This window comes from Nonlabens sp. MIC269 (assembly GCF_001430865.1).
GTDB lineage: Bacteria > Bacteroidota > Bacteroidia > Flavobacteriales > Flavobacteriaceae > Nonlabens > Nonlabens tegetincola.
Map to the genome: position 1 here is coordinate 80,072 of NZ_CP011373.1, position 17,127 is coordinate 97,198.

Below are 17,127 nucleotides of genomic sequence, written 5' to 3' on the forward strand. Positions count from 1 at the left end.
CGAGAGGAAGACACGCGTGAAACTAATGAATAAGTTCAGGAGAGAATTGAGCGCTAGCGAAATGGCCTGAACGACCGTAGATATCGTCCAGCAACGGTCTCCTTTACTTTGACCTTATTAATTTTAACAAGAGAAGAGAGGAGAACTCTAACGGTCTTTAGGCATTACCTATTATACGTAATAGTCCTCTCAGTCTCTTGTGGGATGCTTAGTTGAACTACTTGGAATACCTAGCTTAAAAAGCTCATTAAAGGAAATAGTTGCCAAGCATCAATAATCATTAATATTTATAAAAGTATGAAAAATGTAAGAGAAGTAGTAGGTATCGATGTGTCAAAAAATACATTAGATGCAACTCTTTATCACGTTAAGCAACATGCGGTATTTACAAATGATGATAAAGGTTATGCTCAATTATTATCATGGGTTTCTGATCAATTAGAAGTTAGTAGTTATTTTTTCATTTTTGAAAATACGGGTAATTACTCACTAAAGCTTTCTGTATTTCTAAGCTCAAAGGACTTGGTTTATGTAGAAGAAAGTCCCATGCGTATAAAACGTAGTACCGGTCTTACTAGAGAGAAGACAGATAAGTTAGACTCTTATATGATTGCCAGATATGGTTGGATGTATAGAGAAGAACTGGAACCTAGTAAGATAAAGCCAAAGGAATTTCAGGAACTAGGAAGGCTTTTGTCATTGAGAGATCAATTAGTAAGAGATCGCAGTGGATTGAAGTCGACTTTAAAAGAGCAAAAGCACTTGTTATCAAGTCCGTCAACAGATAGTTGCTGCAAACTGCTAGAGCGCAGTATCAAGCATATAGACAAACAGGTCCAACATATAGAGCGACGTATGAAGGAGCTGCTTGAAACAGATGATAGTTTACAAACAAATTATAATTTGTTAAGATCGGTAAAAGGAGTAGGATTGATACTAAGTTGTCAACTGCTGTATCATACCAGTAATTTTATGAAATTCAACAACTGGCGTAGCTTTTCGAGTTATTGTGGAATAGCGCCATTTGAATACAGTTCGGGCAGCTCTATCCGGCGCAGAAAACAGAGTCATTATATAGGGGATAGGAAGATGAAGACTTTATTAAGTATGGCGGCCGTTTCAGCAATTCAATCAGACCAAGAGTTAAGAAATTATTACCATCGTAAACTCGAAGAAGGGAAGCATAAAATGATAGCATTAAACAACGTGAGAAACAAGATTTTAGCACGCAGTTTTGCTGTTATCAAAAGAGGTACACCATTCGTTAATATAGCTGCAACAAATTATTGATTAAAAGCTTGTTTTTTACCTTGGAATACGTATAACCGTCAGTTACGGGATTAAAGTTAGTAATTTTCGGATTAAGCACAGACGTTAGCAATTCCGAGTGGATTCGGACGTAGTCGAATCCGCCGTAATTGCGGTTATACATTGTTGTAGCACGTTTTTATTTTTTCAGTTGTTGTTTAATTTTTTCTCTGTCGTATTCCAAAATCCACTTATCAAATCGGTCATAAATTTCATTCAATAATTTCTTGTCGGTTGCAAGAATATCTAAACCTCTGTCATCATAAATATGGAATATTAATTTTTTGTCAATATTCATAAGGTAAACTTCTTCTCGAATACAAGGTCGCATTGTTGGGAAGTCTGTGTTACATAATCCGATTATTAAGTTGTCAATATCAATATTTTTTATTTTTTCTTTGATTAAAAGTCTGTTCCATTTTTCATTTGGTTCATACCTATTTGCAACTTTGTCAAATACGTTTTCTGTTTTTGAACCTGATTTTAATAGTTTAAAAATAAAATTCGATTTCTTAATCCGTTGTTTTCTCCACTTGTAACTAAATACAGATAAATAAACTGTGTCGTTTTGTTCAAAGCAGAATTCAAATAGTTTTTTAGCTCTGTGATAAACTTCACTAAAATAATCATCATCATCAGTATCAACAGGGTTTGTAAATTCCTTTTGCAAGTCAAACCTTAATCCTAAATTCCAATTATAAAATAATGGCATTTTGATTTTCAGTCCGCTGAAATTATCTTTTAAAAAGTCTAAATATTCCGTTTTTAGGTTCAATAGATTTCGGTTTTCTCAAATGTGCTACAACGGTTTTGGCTATGATTTCGTTACGGAAAAATGGGCGACCATTTTTCCAGTGTTGACCGAAAGATAGCAAAAATGCATGGAATTTCCGCGAGGAAATTCCGCCGTAATGAATTATAGCCAGTGTTGGGTTTTAGTGCTTTTTTATCGGTTTTATAATTCATTCCGTTTTTTATTTTTGGTCAGCTTTCAATTCCACAATTTATGTTTTCCGTTCTGCGATTCAATTCCGCAAACCTGTCTGCCGACAGGCAGGCTTGCTCAAATTCCGACCATTTTTTAATTCACGTTTGAGTGCGCAATTCCAGCGTTATTTTTCCAGTTCCGATTGCGCAAACAAGCTAAAAAGTCAAGAGTAATTCAATTCAGAGTTTGCATTTCGACTATCGCTCAATAACCGTGAGCAATTCCGCTGTTGTATTTCATTCCACATTTGAGTGATAATTCCGAAAATTTTTGAAATTCCGCACACAGTTTTTCAGATTTATCTACCTTAAAATTCTAAAAAAAAATCGAAAAATAAACCAGGCTTTTTTTCAAACCGCAAACTTGCTCCAGCATTAAACCCAACTAGTTTATATAAGCAATATACCAAAAATTAACACTATACCACCCAAAATGTAGGTATATAAATAGGTTTTTTACATTTTTATTATATTGCTGTATAAATGGTATATACACATGTTTGATGACTTTAAACAATTCCTAGCTATAAAACGATACAGTCCAAACACCGCCAAAACATACCTAGGGTTACTCAATTCCTTTCAACAATTTTTAGGTAAAAATATACCCATTCATCAAGCTGATTCTAGTGTTATAAGAAAAACTTTTACTCAAAAAGTTCTTAAAGAAAACCTGGCCTATTCCACCCAAAAACAACTTGCTAGCGCTATAAGATTATACTTAAACACCATGCACAACAGGTCCATTGAATTAACCACCGTAACACCTCGTAAACCTCAAAAAGTATTACCCGATGTCTTAAGCGCACACGAGATCAACTTAATTTTAAATTCAATTACCAATAAAAAACACCACACAGCAATACTCGTGATATACGCATTAGGATTGCGTAGTGGCGAGCTCATTAACCTTAAAATAAGCCACATAAATGGGCAGCGTGATCAGGTCAAAATTGTGGCCAGTAAAGGTCGCAAGGATAGGTACTTGCCTTTACCCAAGGATCTGAAAGTAAGGTTGAGAGAATACTACAAATTATACAAGCCCAAAGAGTACTTGATAGAAGGATATAATCACAGTCGCTATAGTGCATCTAGTCTAAGAGCCGTACTGGCTAAAGCTCTAGAGAAATCAGGAATAAATAAAAAGGTTACTTTACACACCTTGCGACATTCCTATGCCACTCATCTTATGGAGGCTGGTGTGAATATCAGAGTGATTCAAGAATTACTAGGTCACAACGATATTAAAACGACCTTGATATATACACACGTATCTCGAGTTCATTTGGACAAAATTCCTAATGTGATGCAGTTTTTACAATAAATGCAAGGTATCCTTAATGGGTACTTAAGGCGAGTAGGACACTCATGGGCTTAAAGTTCTACACTGCCTTTTCCTTCACGCACCAATACCGGTTCATCACCAGTAAGGTCAATTATAGTAGATCCTATATTACCACCATAACCGCCATCAATGACTATATCAACAAGATGGTCCCATTTCTCCCAGATCAGGCTGGGATCTGTAGTATATTCAATTACCTCATCATCGTCCTTTATAGAAGTAGAAATTATAGGACGACCCAGCTCACGCACCAGGGCAATCGCTATAGGATGATCAGGTACACGTATACCTACAGTTTTCTTTTTCTTAAAAACAGTAGGTAAGTTATTATTGCCCGGCAAAATAAAAGTATACGGTCCTGGTAAATTTCTTTTAAGTAATTTAAAAGTACCGCTATCTATTTGACTTACGTAATCGCTTAAATTACTTAAGTCCTCACAAATAAAAGAGAAGTTGGCTTTTTCTAATTTTACACCCTTAATACGAGCCACTTTTTCTAGGGCGTTTTTATTGGTAATATCACATCCCAGACCATAAACCGTATCAGTAGGATAAATTACAAGCGCACCATTGCGCATGGCATCGGCAACGCGTTTAATTTCTCTAGGATTAGGGTTATCCTCATAAATTTTAATAAAATCGGCCATATTAATCCCTTAAAAATAAATAGTGCAAGCTAGATAGGGTAATTATTGCTGTAAGTACCGCGATAAACAATTGCGTCCACAGTCTAACTTGTTCTACATCGGGTTGTGGTACAGGTTGATAGCGATGTCTACCATTGCGATCAATTTTAATACCCATTCTATCCTTAGGACTGCATAACTCTACCCAGCTGCGGTAGGCAATCACAGCGGCAAGTATAAAAACGGCAGCCAGTACAATGGCTACAGTAGCAGTTCCTAGTTCCATCCAATTCATCATATAGGGTAGTAGTGTGTAAAAAATGTATAGTTAAATATACGTAAAAAATTAATCTGCTCGGTTTACTTCGCTCTCTAATTTTAGAACGTTGCTACCGTCTTCTTGTTCGATATACAAGGCTTTATTTCCTTCTTCACCTTCTCTAGTTACCTCATTGCCGTCTATGGTACGTGTCACTTTTTTAGTAAATGTGGACTGTACAGTACCGGTTGCAGTACCATTTCCCCATTCCCATTTTACTTTGGTTCCTTCCTTTATCATAGCTATTTTTATTTTAAAGGTAGTTGATCATTACGCTTTCGCGAAAGCGTACTAACAAAACATTACCACCACATTGTGACAGTTTTAAGGATGTACCTATATCGTTGTTAAAAACGCTTTAAAAAGGATTTTGTTGCTTTTAATTTACCAGCATAAGGTGGATATTTTAAAGTAATATCCAGCCAGTTTTTTCTATGTACCACACTTTTATAATGACTGAAACAGTCAAAACTGTGCTTGCCGTGATAGGCTCCTATACCGCTGTTGCCCACACCACCAAAGGGCAATCTATCGTTCACAAAATGAACTATACAATCATTAATCACGCCACCACCATAACTATAACGTTTTGTAAACCAATTAATAAACGATTTTTGAGTAGCAAAAACGTAACCGCTCAAGGGTTTTTCATATCTGTGAATCCACTTTTCAATATCGTCTTGTTCCTGATAACTAATGACGGGTAGTATGGGACCAAAAATTTCCTGTTGCATGACAGCGCTTTCCTCACCAGGCTCGTCAAGTAGAGTAGGAGCTAGGTACAACTGCTCTAGGTTGTAATCACCACCGGTGATAAGTTGTTCACCATCTAGGTAAGAAAGTAATTTTTCTAAGTGGTCCTTGCGATTAATACGGCCATAATCATTACTAGATTGTGGTTGTTCTCCATAAAACTGTGCTATGCTTAATTGCAATTGTTTAACCAATTCCTGTTTTACGCTTGCATGAACCAGTATGTAATCAGGTGCAATACAAGTTTGACCAGCATTTAGAAATTTGGCCCATACAATTCGTTTTGCGGCCGTTTTTATCGCAGCACTTTGGTGAACGACACAAGGGTTTTTACCGCCTAATTCTAGTGTTACAGGAGTAAGATGCTGTGCGGCTGCCTGGTAGATAAGTTTACCTACTTGTGGACTACCCGTAAAAAAAATGTAATCCCATTTAAGGCTTGTAAGCTCCTTGGCAACTGCGGCATCACCTTTACACACAGTTACATGTTCATGAGAAAAGCTTGTAGCAATAATTTCCTCGAGTAATTGAGAGGTGTGTGGTGCAAATTCACTAGGTTTTAAAACCACAGTATTACCAGCTCCTACAGCTCCTATTACTGGAGCTAGCGCTAGTTGAAAGGGATAATTCCATGGTGATATAACGAGAACGTTTCCATAAGGTTCGGGATATTGTCTAGCCTGGGATGGAAAATTAAGTAAGGCCGCACGTACTTTTTTAGGTTTTGTCCAGCGTTTAAGTTTGTAAAGAAACTTGCGCAATTCGGCCATGACTACATTATACTCAGTAACATAAGCTTCAAACTCACTTTTACCCAAATCTTTTTTAAGTGCGTTGTACACGTCTTGCTCTCTAGTTTCTAATGTGTTTTTTAATCGCTGTAAACTTTGAGTTCTATAATGTAATTCTTTAGTAGCTCCAGTTTTAAAAAACTGCTGTTGTAAACGGTGTGAGTGGGATACATTCATAGGTAATTATTTACTTGCAGCAAGCCACAAATTATCATGATCGGGTACTGGTGCCACGATTGTAACAAGTTCTTTCTTAACAGGATGAATAAACGACAGTTGTCTGGCATGCAGGTGTATACTGCCATCCTTATTGGACCTGCGTGCACCGTATTTAAGGTCTCCTTTTATAACGTGACCTATTTTGCTTAATTGACATCTTATCTGGTGATGCCTACCTGTTTCTAGCGTTATTTCTAACAGTGTATAACGTTCTAACTGTTTAATGATTTTATAGGTGAGTACTGCCTTTTTTGAATCCGGCACTTCATGATCGTGAGCATAACTTTTATTTTGTTTGGTATTGCGCACTAGGTAATGAACGAGCCGTTCTTCTTTAGATTTTGGCGTTCCTTCTACAAGTGCCCAGTAGATCTTTTCAGTTTTATGATCGGCAAATAATTTGTTCATGCGCGGTAACGCTTTTGAAGTACGTGCAAAAACTACAACACCACTAGTAGGTCGATCTAGCCTGTGTGTCACACCCAAATAAACAGCACCTGGTTTATCGTATTTGTGAGCTATATATTTTTTAATAGCATCGGGTAGAATAGGATCACCAGTTTTATCACCTTGAACTAGTTCACCAGATTCTTTGTTGACCGCAATTAAATGGTTGTCCTCGTGTAAAATACGGTGTTCAATTTTCTTTCTACTCATAAAGGATAAAGATAAGAAGGTATTTATCTTGATTTACGATTTGTTATTAAGTTATTACAAGATGTTGTTCAGCGTGGTAACGTGGTGATAATTCCATCGCTACTTAAATCAGCTTTATTAGGGATCATGACCTAATTTCACTTGCAGTATTTCCATTAGGTAGATTCCTTTTGAATCAAGATGCGCTCTTTGGACAAGTGTTTACCATCGTTTAATTGAGCTATAAATTTCACTAATTCTTCCCTTAACTTACAGTGTAATTCCCATGCCGAATTAGCATCCTGAGCACTACAAAGCGCTCTTATGGCTATTGCTTTTTCAGTTACTTCGGTAACTTGAACAACAGGTGGATGTTCTTCATCATACTCTTCTTCTTGTTTCAATAATTCAGAGAACTTTTCACGTACTAGCTGTACGTCGGTATTATAATCGGCATAAACAACAATGGGCTGTAAACGGTGAGCATTGGTCATGGACCAATTTTGGAATGGCTTTGAGATAATGTCTTTAAGAGGAATAATAAGCCTACGACTGTCCCAGGTACGTGTAACCATGTAGGTAAAGCGTATGTCTTCTACATAACACCATTCGTCACCTATATACAAAGTGTCACCAATTTTGCACGGTCTTGTAAGTGCTATTTGTATTCCTGCTATGATATTTCCTAAGGTGTTTTGTGCTGCTACACCTAATATTATGGTAATCAAACCAGCAGACGCCAGTAAGGAAATACCTAATTTTTCTAAAGATCTAAACTGTGATAATACCACCGATATGGCAACAAAGATGATAATGATGGTCAATAATCGTCGCGCTACCGAAATGTAAGTCATCATCATACGAGCTTGTGTGTTTTCCTCTATGGATGAATCGCCTATTTTATGTTCGGCGATGTAGGTCATTACAGCATTAATAAAACTCATGAGCAACCAGGCAATGGAAGCAATTACCAGGACCAAAAGGATTGCGTAAATAGTACTAGAATAAGGCCCAGAAAATGAAATGAGTTTATTAAGTATGATATAAAAGAATAGCATGCTTAGGGCAATTCCTGCTGGTTTGGCTAACTTATTTGCTGTTGTTCTTAACCAAGCTCTGTCTGACTTAAGTAACAACCTTCTTGTTACATAACTAAAAACTCTTCCTACAGCATATGCCATAAAGAAAAGGAGAATGGTCGCTACAAATTTCCAAACAGGAAAACCTAGAAATGAAACTCTGGCCCATTGAGGCATGATACGATCAAGTTTTCTAGGACCATACTCCTCATACAAGGGTTCAATATTTTCTACTGTATTGGATGCTATCATCCAAAAAGCTCCATAATCGTCTAATTTAACACGTTGTAAGCGTAGGACTACATCGCGGTTGTTTAAATCTACTTCTCCAAAAACCACACTTCGTCTAGGGTTTCCAGCAATAGCTCCGTTTGTCGAAGTAGTTATATCAATTTGTCCGTCGGGTCTATCTGATATGTTGTTCCAATCAATTTTGACTCGTTGATTGAGCACGAAATAAAATTTCTCTGCGAGAATTGCCGCTTCTTTTTTAGTTACTTCCTTGGGAAAAAGATTTAAGTTAAGGGCATAACCGGCTTCTTCAAAGTTGTTGTTTCTACAGCTAGATATAAATTGTTCTAGTGTTGCCTGTGGTGTTTGAAAGTTTAAATGATTAGGTGGTAACCCAATGTTTTCATTTAGTCTATTAACAATGTAAAAAGCCTCGTTATACGCTCCAATAGGATTTGATTGGTAGGTACCTGCTTCAGATATGGTATCGGATAATTTAGGAAAATCACGAGTTGGACCAGCTTCTTTTTCCTGACTGTTTCCTAGGATAGCAAATGCCAATAAACCAAAAAGTAAAAACCTGTGAAAAGCTGATTTTAACATAGTTCATAAGGTAGATATATTTCGTGTTTTGACGTATTAGCGATTTGTTAAATCCTACTAGTAAGGAGTAATTTTAAGTGTGTTTTATAATTCAGAAGTAATAAAAAAGGCCTTGAACTTAATCAAGGCCTTTCTTGTACTATATCGTAGTTCAAATAAAGAAACTACAACCAAACTCGTGGTTTGTTTATGAGTTTACTTTACTTCTTCAAAGTCAACATCTTCTACATCACTTGTATCGTCACCAGCTTGTTGTTGAGCACCAGCATCAGGACCAGGTTGACCACCTTGAGCCTCGGCTTGAGCTTTATACATTTCTTCACTAGCTGCAGTCCATACAGTATTCATTTTCTCAAGAGCAGGATCAATTTGTGCGATATCCTTAGTTTCATAAGCTTTCTTCAACTCTTCAAGAGCTTCTTCAATTGGCTTTTTCTTATCATCACCTAGTTTATCACCAAATTCTTCTAATTGCTTTTCAGTTTGGAAAATCAACTGGTCTGCTTGATTTAATTTATCGGCTTTTTCTTTAGCTTGCTTATCAGCTTCAGCATTAGCTTCAGCTTCTTGCTTCATTTTTTGGATTTCCTCTTCAGTAAGACCCGATGACGCTTCGATACGAATGTCTTGTTTCTTGCCAGTAGCTTTATCCTCGGCGCTTACTTTAATAATACCGTTGGCATCAATATCAAAAGTCACTTCAATTTGCGGTGTGCCACGACGTGCTGGTGGAATACCATCTAAGTGAAAACGACCAATCGTCTTATTATCCGTAGCCATAGAACGCTCACCTTGAAGTACGTGAATTTCTACACTAGGCTGGTTATCAGCTGCCGTAGAGAATACTTGTGACTTTTTAGTAGGAATGGTTGTATTAGCATCGATAAGTTTAGTCATAACGCCACCCATAGTTTCAATACCTAGAGAAAGAGGAGTTACATCTAGAAGTAATACATCCTTAACATCACCTGTAAGTACACCACCTTGAATAGCAGCACCAATTGCTACAACTTCATCAGGGTTTACACCTTTAGAAGGCTTTTTACCAAAGAATTTTTCAACTGCTTCTTGTACTGCTGGGATACGAGTAGATCCACCTACAAGAATGATTTCATCAATATCACCAGTAGAAAGATCTGCTGCTTTAAGAGCAGTTCTACATGGTTCAATAGTACGTTTTACTAAATCATCAATTAGTTGCTCAAATTTTGATCTTGTAAGCGTTTTTACCAAGTGTTTAGGACCGCTAGCGGTAGCTGTAACATAAGGTAAATTAATTTCAGTTTGAGCACTTGATGAAAGTTCAATTTTAGCTTTTTCTGCAGCCTCTTTAAGACGTTGTAACGCCATTGGATCTTTACGTAAGTCCATTTGCTCAGCTGCTTGGAATTCATCAGCTAGCCAGTTGATGATTGCTTCATCTACATCATCACCACCTAGGTGTGTATCACCATCAGTCGATAATACTTCAAACACGCCATCTCCTAATTCAAGAATAGAAACATCGTGCGTACCACCACCAAAGTCAAATACAACGATTTTTTGATCTGTATCTTTTTTATCTAGACCGTATGCAAGTGCAGCAGCAGTAGGCTCGTTGATAATACGCTCTACTTTAAGACCTGCGATTTCACCAGCTTCCTTAGTCGCCTGACGTTGTGAGTCGTTAAAATAAGCTGGTACAGTAATTACAGCTCCTGTTACTTCAGTACCTAAGTAATCTTCGGCTGTTTTTTTCATTTTCTGTAGGATCATAGCACTCAATTCTTGTGGAGTGTACAATCTTCCATCTATATCAACACGTGGTGTGTCGTTGTCACCTTTTACCACGTTGTAAGGTACGCGATCAGCTTCTCTTTGAGATTCAGAGTATTTGTTACCCATGAATCTTTTGATAGAGTAGATGGTTTTTTCTGGGTTAGTTACTGCTTGTCTTTTTGCAGGATCACCCACTTTAATTTCACCACCTTCTACAAACGCAATTACAGATGGTGTTGTGCGTTTTCCTTCTGCATTAGGTATTACAGTAGGCTCGCTTCCTTCCATTACCGAAACACAGCTGTTTGTAGTACCTAAATCGATTCCTATTATTTTACTCATTATATCAATTTTAAGTTTTATTCAAATTTTTACACTCTGCATAAGTCAATGTTTGTGCCAAGCAAATGCCAGTGACAGGATGTCATAATTATAGAAAAGCTGACAGTGAACAATTACCTATCTGTATACAAGAGTTCTACTTATGAACATTTGCCCATGTACCGAATGACACTTTTAAACCACTATTACAATTACTAAAAATAGGGTCGGATAATGCTACAATTTTTCGGCTATGACAAAGGATAAAAGTATATTTGAATTTCGAAAGAAAAAGAAACAACATGGAAGCAATCAGCGTTTTTGACATGCTTAAAATAGGAGTAGGACCTTCTAGTTCACATACTTTAGGACCATGGCGTGCAGCCAATAGGTTTCTTGAGAAATTACGTAAAGTGAATAAATTAAAGCAAGTACAACGCATTCAAGTGGATCTTTATGGTAGCTTATCCTTGACCGGTCGCGGTCATGCCACCGACATTGCAGTGATGATGGGATTGATGGATAAAGATCCTGTGACTTGTGATATTGCTCAAATTCCGCACGATGTAGCGGCTTTAAGCAGTGAAAAATGTATCAAATTAAATGACGATATTCAATTTGAGTTTGATCCAGTTGAAGCCATAACCTTCCACCGTAAATTTTTACCTTATCATCCTAATGGATTAAGATTTAAAGCCTTTTACAAGGACGGTAAATCTAGAACAGAGCATTTTTATAGTATAGGAGGCGGATTTGTAGTTCAAAAAGAACGTAAGCGAGCGCAAAAGAAAAAAGTGACCTTCAGCTGTTTTCCTAGACCGGTACAAACAGCAACAGAATTATTAAACTATTGCCATCGAGACGGCATGGCAATAAGCGAGGTCGTTCTAGAAAACGAACGATACATGCGCAGTGATGAAGAAATCAATAAAGAGTTCAAAGCTGTTTGGGACGTCATGCTCGATAGTATGTATACAGGTTGCCATACCGAGGGAACTTTACCAGGTGGATTAAACGTAAGACGTCGCGCTTATGACAACCACCTAAAGCTTCAAAAGGGTAAACCCTATTCTAATAAAGAAGAGTGGATTGAAGCTATACGTGATACCGAAGTGAAATTTAGAGAAATTTTAAAATGGGTGTCCTGTTTTGCCCTTGCGGTTAATGAAGTAAATGCATCCTTGGGCCGTGTGGTAACAGCTCCTACTAACGGTAGTGCTGGTGTTATTCCATCTGTAATCATGTATTATATGGTAATTGAAAACCACGACGCAAACTTTGAGGACATCAAGAAGTTTTTACTGGTAGCTGGTGAGGTAGGAGCTTTATTTAAAAAAGGAGCGACCATAAGTGCTGCAATGGGTGGTTGCCAGGCAGAAATTGGTGTAAGTAGCGCAATGGCAGCTGCTGGATTAACTGAACTTATGGGTGGCACACCAGACCAAGTTCTTATGGCTGCGGAAATTGCGATGGAACACCACCTAGGACTTACCTGTGATCCTATTGCAGGATTGGTTCAAGTTCCTTGCATAGAACGCAACGCTATGGGAGCAATTAAGGCTATAAATGCTTGTGAACTAGCTCTCGACGCCGACGCCTCACATGCCAAAGTACCTTTAGATAAGGTTATTAATACCATGTGGCAAACGGCTCAAGATATGAACTCTAAATACAAAGAAACTAGTGAAGGCGGACTTGCAGTTAATGTGAGTTTGAGCGATTGTTAATTAGTATTTTTAATATTTTCTTTATTACGCTTTCGCGAAAGCGTAACAGCTATTAACTTTATGAGTCTAATAGTTGATAATGACAAACGAGCAAATTCTTACCCATTCATTACCGGACATTGAAAGCTTTTCATTTGAAAAACATCCTAAGCGTTTTTTAAATAAAAAACTCATAGCCAACACCTTATACATGATACCACTTGCTATAGCGGTAGGCTTTTTGTTTTATAATTTTTCAGAATTTCCTTGGTTGGGCTGGAGTGGATTGGGTCTATGGGCTTTTATACTTTTGTTTTCATTATTTGTGAATTATAAGGAATATTTTGTTCGTGGTTATACTTTAAGAGAACACGATATAACGTATCGCAAAGGATGGATCTTTCACCATCAAATCACAGTACCTTTCAATCGCATTCAACATACTGAAATCAACCATGGACCTATAGACAGACTCTTTAATCTTTGTGAGTTAGAGATTTATACCGCTGGAGGTTCTTCTAGTGATTTATCCATAAGCGGTCTTGACCCAAAAGATGCTCAAAATTTAAAATCATTTGTAGCAGGAAAAACGAGCACACATGTTTGATTTAACAACTCCACAGCGACAAAGCAAAAAAGTTATTGCTCTGTATGCCTTTAAGAGCTTAAGGGGTTTTATATTCTTTTTCGTTTTTGCAGCTTTTGGGATGCGAGGATTTCTTGAAGGGCTTGCTTTTACAGGATTAGTACTTTTTGTTGCGGCTACCAGCTTAATAGGACCGGTAATTCAATACTTGTTTTTCAAATTTCACATTGAACAAGATGAATTTATACTGAATAAAGGATGGTTATTTAAGGAAAAAAAAGCGGTTCCGCTAGAACGTATTCAATCTGTAAACCTAGAGCAAAATTTGCTACAACGTATTCTTAAGGTATACAGTGTACAAATAGAAACAGCTGGTTCCAAGGAGAAAGAACTGGAGATTAAAGCACTGGACGAGTCGGCAGCGCTTTCTCTTAAACAAGCTCTACTCGACATAAGTAACCAAAGGGTGGAGCAGGAGAAAACTGAAGTTACAGAACCAGAAAAGAAAACAGTAAATGCTACTACGAGCCAGGTTTCATCTACCTTGCTAAAATTAAGTTTCTTGGATCTTTTTAAAGTGGGTATGACCCAAAACCACTTGCGCAGTGGTGGCGTGGCAATAGGTCTTGTAGTAGGAAGTTACTTTAAATTTCAGGATGTAATTAAGCAGTTTTTTGGAGATTATTTAGATGGTTGGGAATGGGAAAATCTAATGAGTTTTGCTAGTTTGGGTATGCTATTTAGTTTTTTATTGATATTCTTGGTATTCTCCATAGTGGTAAGCTTAATAACTGTTTTTAGTAATTACTATGGTTTTAAGGCTGTAGTTTATCAAAGTCATCTTGAACTTTCTATGGGGTTAATTAAGCGTCAAGAAATACGTGTTCCTATTGAGAAAATTCAATCTCTCGAATTTAGAACAAACCCTTTAAGACAGTGGTTAGGCTATTCCACCGCCTATATTTATCAAGCTCAGTCAGATGCTAATAAGGCGTCTAAAGTAAGTATTCCTGCTTGTAAAAAAGAGCACATTAAAATACTACAAGAAACGGCTTTTAAGGATAGCGTTGTTGATGCTACTATTGATATTCCCTGTAATGGTTTTTCATATATGAGGTTAGCAAGTTATATCATGCTTGCTACTTTGATTCCTACGTTGGTTCCGCTAGCATATTTTGGAGATTATAACTGGGTGGTACCTATGCTTATACCAGCGGTATTGATTGTGTTTTGGAGCTATATGTATGGTAGCAATAGTGGTATAGTCACAGATAAAGATTTTATAGGATTTAAAAAAGGCTGGTTATTCAAGAGTTTTTCTATAAGTCCTGTATTTAAAGCGCAAGCAGTTGAAAAATGGGACAGTATTTTTATAAGAAGGCGTGAAGAAATGCATATTAAGTTTCATACAGCCTCTGGTAGTAATGGGTTGAGGTATTTTAAAAAAGACGCTGTCAACCACTTACTTAATTATATAAATAATACGGTAATAAAAAGCAATCGTAATTGGATGTAACAATTATTAATGAATGCAGCATTGTTCATCATTACATTGACAATACTTTAAATGAAATAGGTGTAAACCTGCAAGCACAATAGCAACGCCATAAGTAACAGATTCTGCCAAAGCTATAATTTCTATTTTCTCATTCACAATTAAGAGAAACAGTAAACTGTAAGTCAACCATAAAACGTACTTCATCCAGTTCCTAGAGCTTTTTTGTAGAGTTTGCTTGATAGCTATAAAGGAAACAAACAGAAATATAAAATCAAGATAATCCCACCAGAGAGGTGCTGCGGCATGATTATGATGATCTACTGTGCCATGAGTGTGCGCATGTGCGATAAAAAGAATAGGAGTTGCGACACAGTGTATAATGCACATAATGCTTGCTGTAGCTCCATATACATCAGGTTTTAATAAGTTTACTTTCATTTTTTTATTTTAGTGCAACACAGTTGCAAAAGTAAGAAGTAAAGTTGGTAGTAACTCTATGAAAGTATAATTTTGCGTTATGGGCATACAACGTAAGACATCGACAATTGGACTGTTGCTTGATCAATTTAAGAAAAGTAATCATGCTATTGCAGCTGTAGAATTAGTTGATCGCTTAAAAGAAAAAGTAAACAAAACTACGGTATATCGTGCATTAGAAAGGCTAGAGGATGATGGCCTAGTACATTCTTTTTTAGACCGCGATGGGATTAAGCGCTACGCTATTTGCCAGGATTGTAATAAGGATTCACACGTGCATGATCATCCTCATTTTCAATGTACGAATTGTGGTAAGGTAGATTGTCTAGAAGAAGCCTCGGTAAATATTCCTAAAATCTCAGGTCGGACTATACACAAGACTGATGTACTACTTCAAGGAATTTGCGAAACTTGTTCAATTTAAAATTCCACAAATTCCAAATGAAGGTACTTTGTTGGGCGTTATAATTAATGTCTTAAAATGGATTAATTCTCATTTTGATAAGCTCCAGAGGAATAGGTGAGTTCATAGCTGTGTGTGTAAATTTCAAACACAATTCCAAATGGATCCTCAACATAAACCATTTTATACGGTTTTTCATTAGGATAATATTCTCTTATTGGCATACGTTGTTTTCCTCCAGCAGCCACAATACGTTCAGTTAATTTTTCAATCTCAGGATCTTGAACACAAAAATGAAATAATCCTGTATTGAAAGGATTAAATTCTGGTGCTTCTTTTTGACCAAAAGGGAATGTAAATAGTTCAATACCTATTCCGTCAGATGTAGATAAATGAGCGATTTCAAAACTTTCCCAATCTTCACCAAACACATCAATACACATTTGACCAATGGCCGTGTCAGTCTCTTTTTTCACTGTTGAAGGTGGCATAATTACATACCAACCCATTATTTCTGAGTAAAATTCAACTGCTTTATGAATATCGGGTACTGTAATCCCTATATGGGAAAATGATTTAGGATATGGAGTCATCTTTTTTATGGCAAGGTAGAAATTTGACTCACAAGGTTTCTTATTATTCTCCTAAAGTATTTAAGTATAGAGCCAGAATAAGACCTATAGCAGTAGCCACTCCACTCCAGTATTTATTTTCCTTAAAAGCCTTTGGAAATACTTCTATTGCTAGAGAAGCTACAACTGCACCGCCAGCAAAACATTTTATGTAGTTTAAATAACTCTTTGGAACATCATCCAATAGAAAATTACCTATTAAAGCTGCTATAGATAAGATTATGGCGGTAGCGATCCATAGAATTAATATTTTCCGTTTGGAAGAGGTGTTTTCAGCCATCTCCTTAGCACCACCAGCTGCTTCGGGCAAATTTGATAATAGGATGGAACCAGAAAGCGCTGCCACAGATAATGGGCTTGCACTTATCAAAGCAACTCCTAAAGCTAGGTTTTCTGGTATGCCATCTAAAGTAATGGCAGCCAGTAAACCGGCACCGCTATTAGATCCCCATTTTTCTTTGATTATATAGTCCAAACCTGTGAAAATAGTAGCGCCCAAAAATACACAGAGCAACGTGATCCCAACAGAATCGTTCTTCAATGAAGGATGAATTAATTCCAAGATTGCTGAAACCAATAAAGCTCCACCAGCCAAAGCGACTAAAAAACCTTCCAATTTTTTAGACAATGAACCATAAATACCCCAAACGGCTCCAAGAATTAAAGCTGCAGAAACTGTAAGAATTACGATAAACGTCATCATATTAAAGTCCAAGTTACGGACTTAATTTTATTTATATTTCATCTTTATGTTTCCTTTAAATGTTTAAGGATATAGAAAGATGAATAGGGCGTAGATTAATCGGATATTTCTCCCATAAAAAAGCCTTGAACAATCGTTCAAGGCTT

The 17,127-nt window shown here is 36.9% G+C and carries 17 protein-coding genes; 6 read left to right on the forward strand and 11 right to left on the reverse strand.

The window, feature by feature from the left end; all coding sequences use genetic code 11:
* The first annotated feature begins 297 nt into the window (after positions 1-297).
* The gene (locus AAT17_RS00455) at positions 298-1,290 is read left to right on the forward strand and encodes an IS110 family transposase (RefSeq protein ID WP_060522439.1); all 993 of its coding nucleotides are present in this window, start codon (positions 298-300) and stop codon (positions 1,288-1,290) included.
* 157 nt (positions 1,291-1,447) lie between these two features.
* Here AAT17_RS00455 and AAT17_RS00460 read toward each other — a convergent pair whose 3' ends face one another.
* Positions 1,448-2,083 (reverse strand): DUF3885 domain-containing protein, encoded by a 636-nt coding sequence (locus AAT17_RS00460; protein WP_060522440.1) that lies wholly within the window; start codon positions 2,081-2,083, stop codon positions 1,448-1,450.
* 708 nt (positions 2,084-2,791) lie between these two features.
* Between AAT17_RS00460 and AAT17_RS00465 the strand changes: the two genes are divergently transcribed.
* Positions 2,792-3,619, forward strand: a complete 828-nt coding sequence (locus AAT17_RS00465) for a tyrosine-type recombinase/integrase (RefSeq protein ID WP_060522441.1) — start codon at positions 2,792-2,794, stop codon at positions 3,617-3,619.
* A gap of 50 nt (positions 3,620-3,669) precedes the next feature.
* Here AAT17_RS00465 and AAT17_RS00470 read toward each other — a convergent pair whose 3' ends face one another.
* From AAT17_RS00470 to dnaK, 7 genes are all read right to left on the reverse strand, one after another.
* A complete protein-coding gene (locus AAT17_RS00470) occupies positions 3,670-4,287 on the reverse strand; it encodes an L-threonylcarbamoyladenylate synthase (protein ID WP_060522442.1) in 618 nt (205 codons plus the stop codon).
* Between the two features lies 1 nt (position 4,288).
* On the reverse strand, positions 4,289-4,561 hold the full coding sequence (locus AAT17_RS00475; RefSeq protein WP_060522443.1) for a hypothetical protein: 273 nt from the start codon (positions 4,559-4,561) through the stop codon (positions 4,289-4,291).
* A gap of 51 nt (positions 4,562-4,612) precedes the next feature.
* A complete protein-coding gene (locus AAT17_RS00480; protein ID WP_042280261.1) occupies positions 4,613-4,825 on the reverse strand; it encodes a DUF2945 domain-containing protein in 213 nt (70 codons plus the stop codon).
* Between the two features lie 107 nt (positions 4,826-4,932).
* A complete protein-coding gene (locus AAT17_RS00485) occupies positions 4,933-6,306 on the reverse strand; it encodes an aldehyde dehydrogenase (protein ID WP_060522444.1) in 1,374 nt (457 codons plus the stop codon).
* Positions 6,307-6,312: 6 nt separating this feature from the next.
* Positions 6,313-7,005, reverse strand: coding sequence for an RluA family pseudouridine synthase (locus AAT17_RS00490; RefSeq protein WP_060522445.1), 693 nt, complete (start codon positions 7,003-7,005; stop codon positions 6,313-6,315).
* Positions 7,006-7,160: 155 nt separating this feature from the next.
* Positions 7,161-8,897: a mechanosensitive ion channel family protein gene (locus AAT17_RS00495; RefSeq protein WP_060522446.1), complete on the reverse strand. Its 1,737-nt coding sequence runs from the start codon at positions 8,895-8,897 to the stop codon at positions 7,161-7,163.
* 195 nt (positions 8,898-9,092) lie between these two features.
* The gene (gene dnaK, locus AAT17_RS00500; protein ID WP_042280255.1) at positions 9,093-10,997 is read right to left on the reverse strand and encodes a molecular chaperone DnaK; all 1,905 of its coding nucleotides are present in this window, start codon (positions 10,995-10,997) and stop codon (positions 9,093-9,095) included.
* A gap of 281 nt (positions 10,998-11,278) precedes the next feature.
* Here dnaK and AAT17_RS00505 point away from each other — a divergent pair, with 281 nt between their 5' ends.
* From AAT17_RS00505 to AAT17_RS00515, 3 genes are all read left to right on the forward strand, one after another.
* Positions 11,279-12,703, forward strand: a complete 1,425-nt coding sequence (locus AAT17_RS00505) for an L-serine ammonia-lyase (protein ID WP_060522447.1) — start codon at positions 11,279-11,281, stop codon at positions 12,701-12,703.
* A 79-nt stretch (positions 12,704-12,782) separates the two neighbouring features.
* Positions 12,783-13,289: a PH domain-containing protein gene (locus AAT17_RS00510; RefSeq protein ID WP_042280254.1), complete on the forward strand. Its 507-nt coding sequence runs from the start codon at positions 12,783-12,785 to the stop codon at positions 13,287-13,289.
* Complete coding sequence (locus AAT17_RS00515; RefSeq protein WP_060522448.1) at positions 13,282-14,784, forward strand: PH domain-containing protein; 1,503 nt, start codon at positions 13,282-13,284, stop codon at positions 14,782-14,784. The genes AAT17_RS00510 and AAT17_RS00515 overlap by 8 nt, the downstream gene beginning before the upstream one ends.
* A gap of 6 nt (positions 14,785-14,790) precedes the next feature.
* On the opposite strand, the gene AAT17_RS00520 is transcribed toward AAT17_RS00515, so the two are convergent.
* On the reverse strand, positions 14,791-15,204 hold the full coding sequence (locus tag AAT17_RS00520; RefSeq protein WP_060522449.1) for a MerC domain-containing protein: 414 nt from the start codon (positions 15,202-15,204) through the stop codon (positions 14,791-14,793).
* Between the two features lie 79 nt (positions 15,205-15,283).
* Here AAT17_RS00520 and AAT17_RS00525 point away from each other — a divergent pair, with 79 nt between their 5' ends.
* The gene (locus AAT17_RS00525; RefSeq protein WP_060522450.1) at positions 15,284-15,667 is read left to right on the forward strand and encodes a Fur family transcriptional regulator; all 384 of its coding nucleotides are present in this window, start codon (positions 15,284-15,286) and stop codon (positions 15,665-15,667) included.
* A gap of 62 nt (positions 15,668-15,729) precedes the next feature.
* Here AAT17_RS00525 and AAT17_RS00530 read toward each other — a convergent pair whose 3' ends face one another.
* On the reverse strand, positions 15,730-16,239 hold the full coding sequence (locus tag AAT17_RS00530; protein ID WP_060522451.1) for a lactoylglutathione lyase family protein: 510 nt from the start codon (positions 16,237-16,239) through the stop codon (positions 15,730-15,732).
* Between the two features lie 43 nt (positions 16,240-16,282).
* Positions 16,283-16,981, reverse strand: coding sequence for a ZIP family metal transporter (locus tag AAT17_RS00535; protein WP_060522452.1), 699 nt, complete (start codon positions 16,979-16,981; stop codon positions 16,283-16,285).
* Positions 16,982-17,127: the final 146 nt, after the last annotated feature.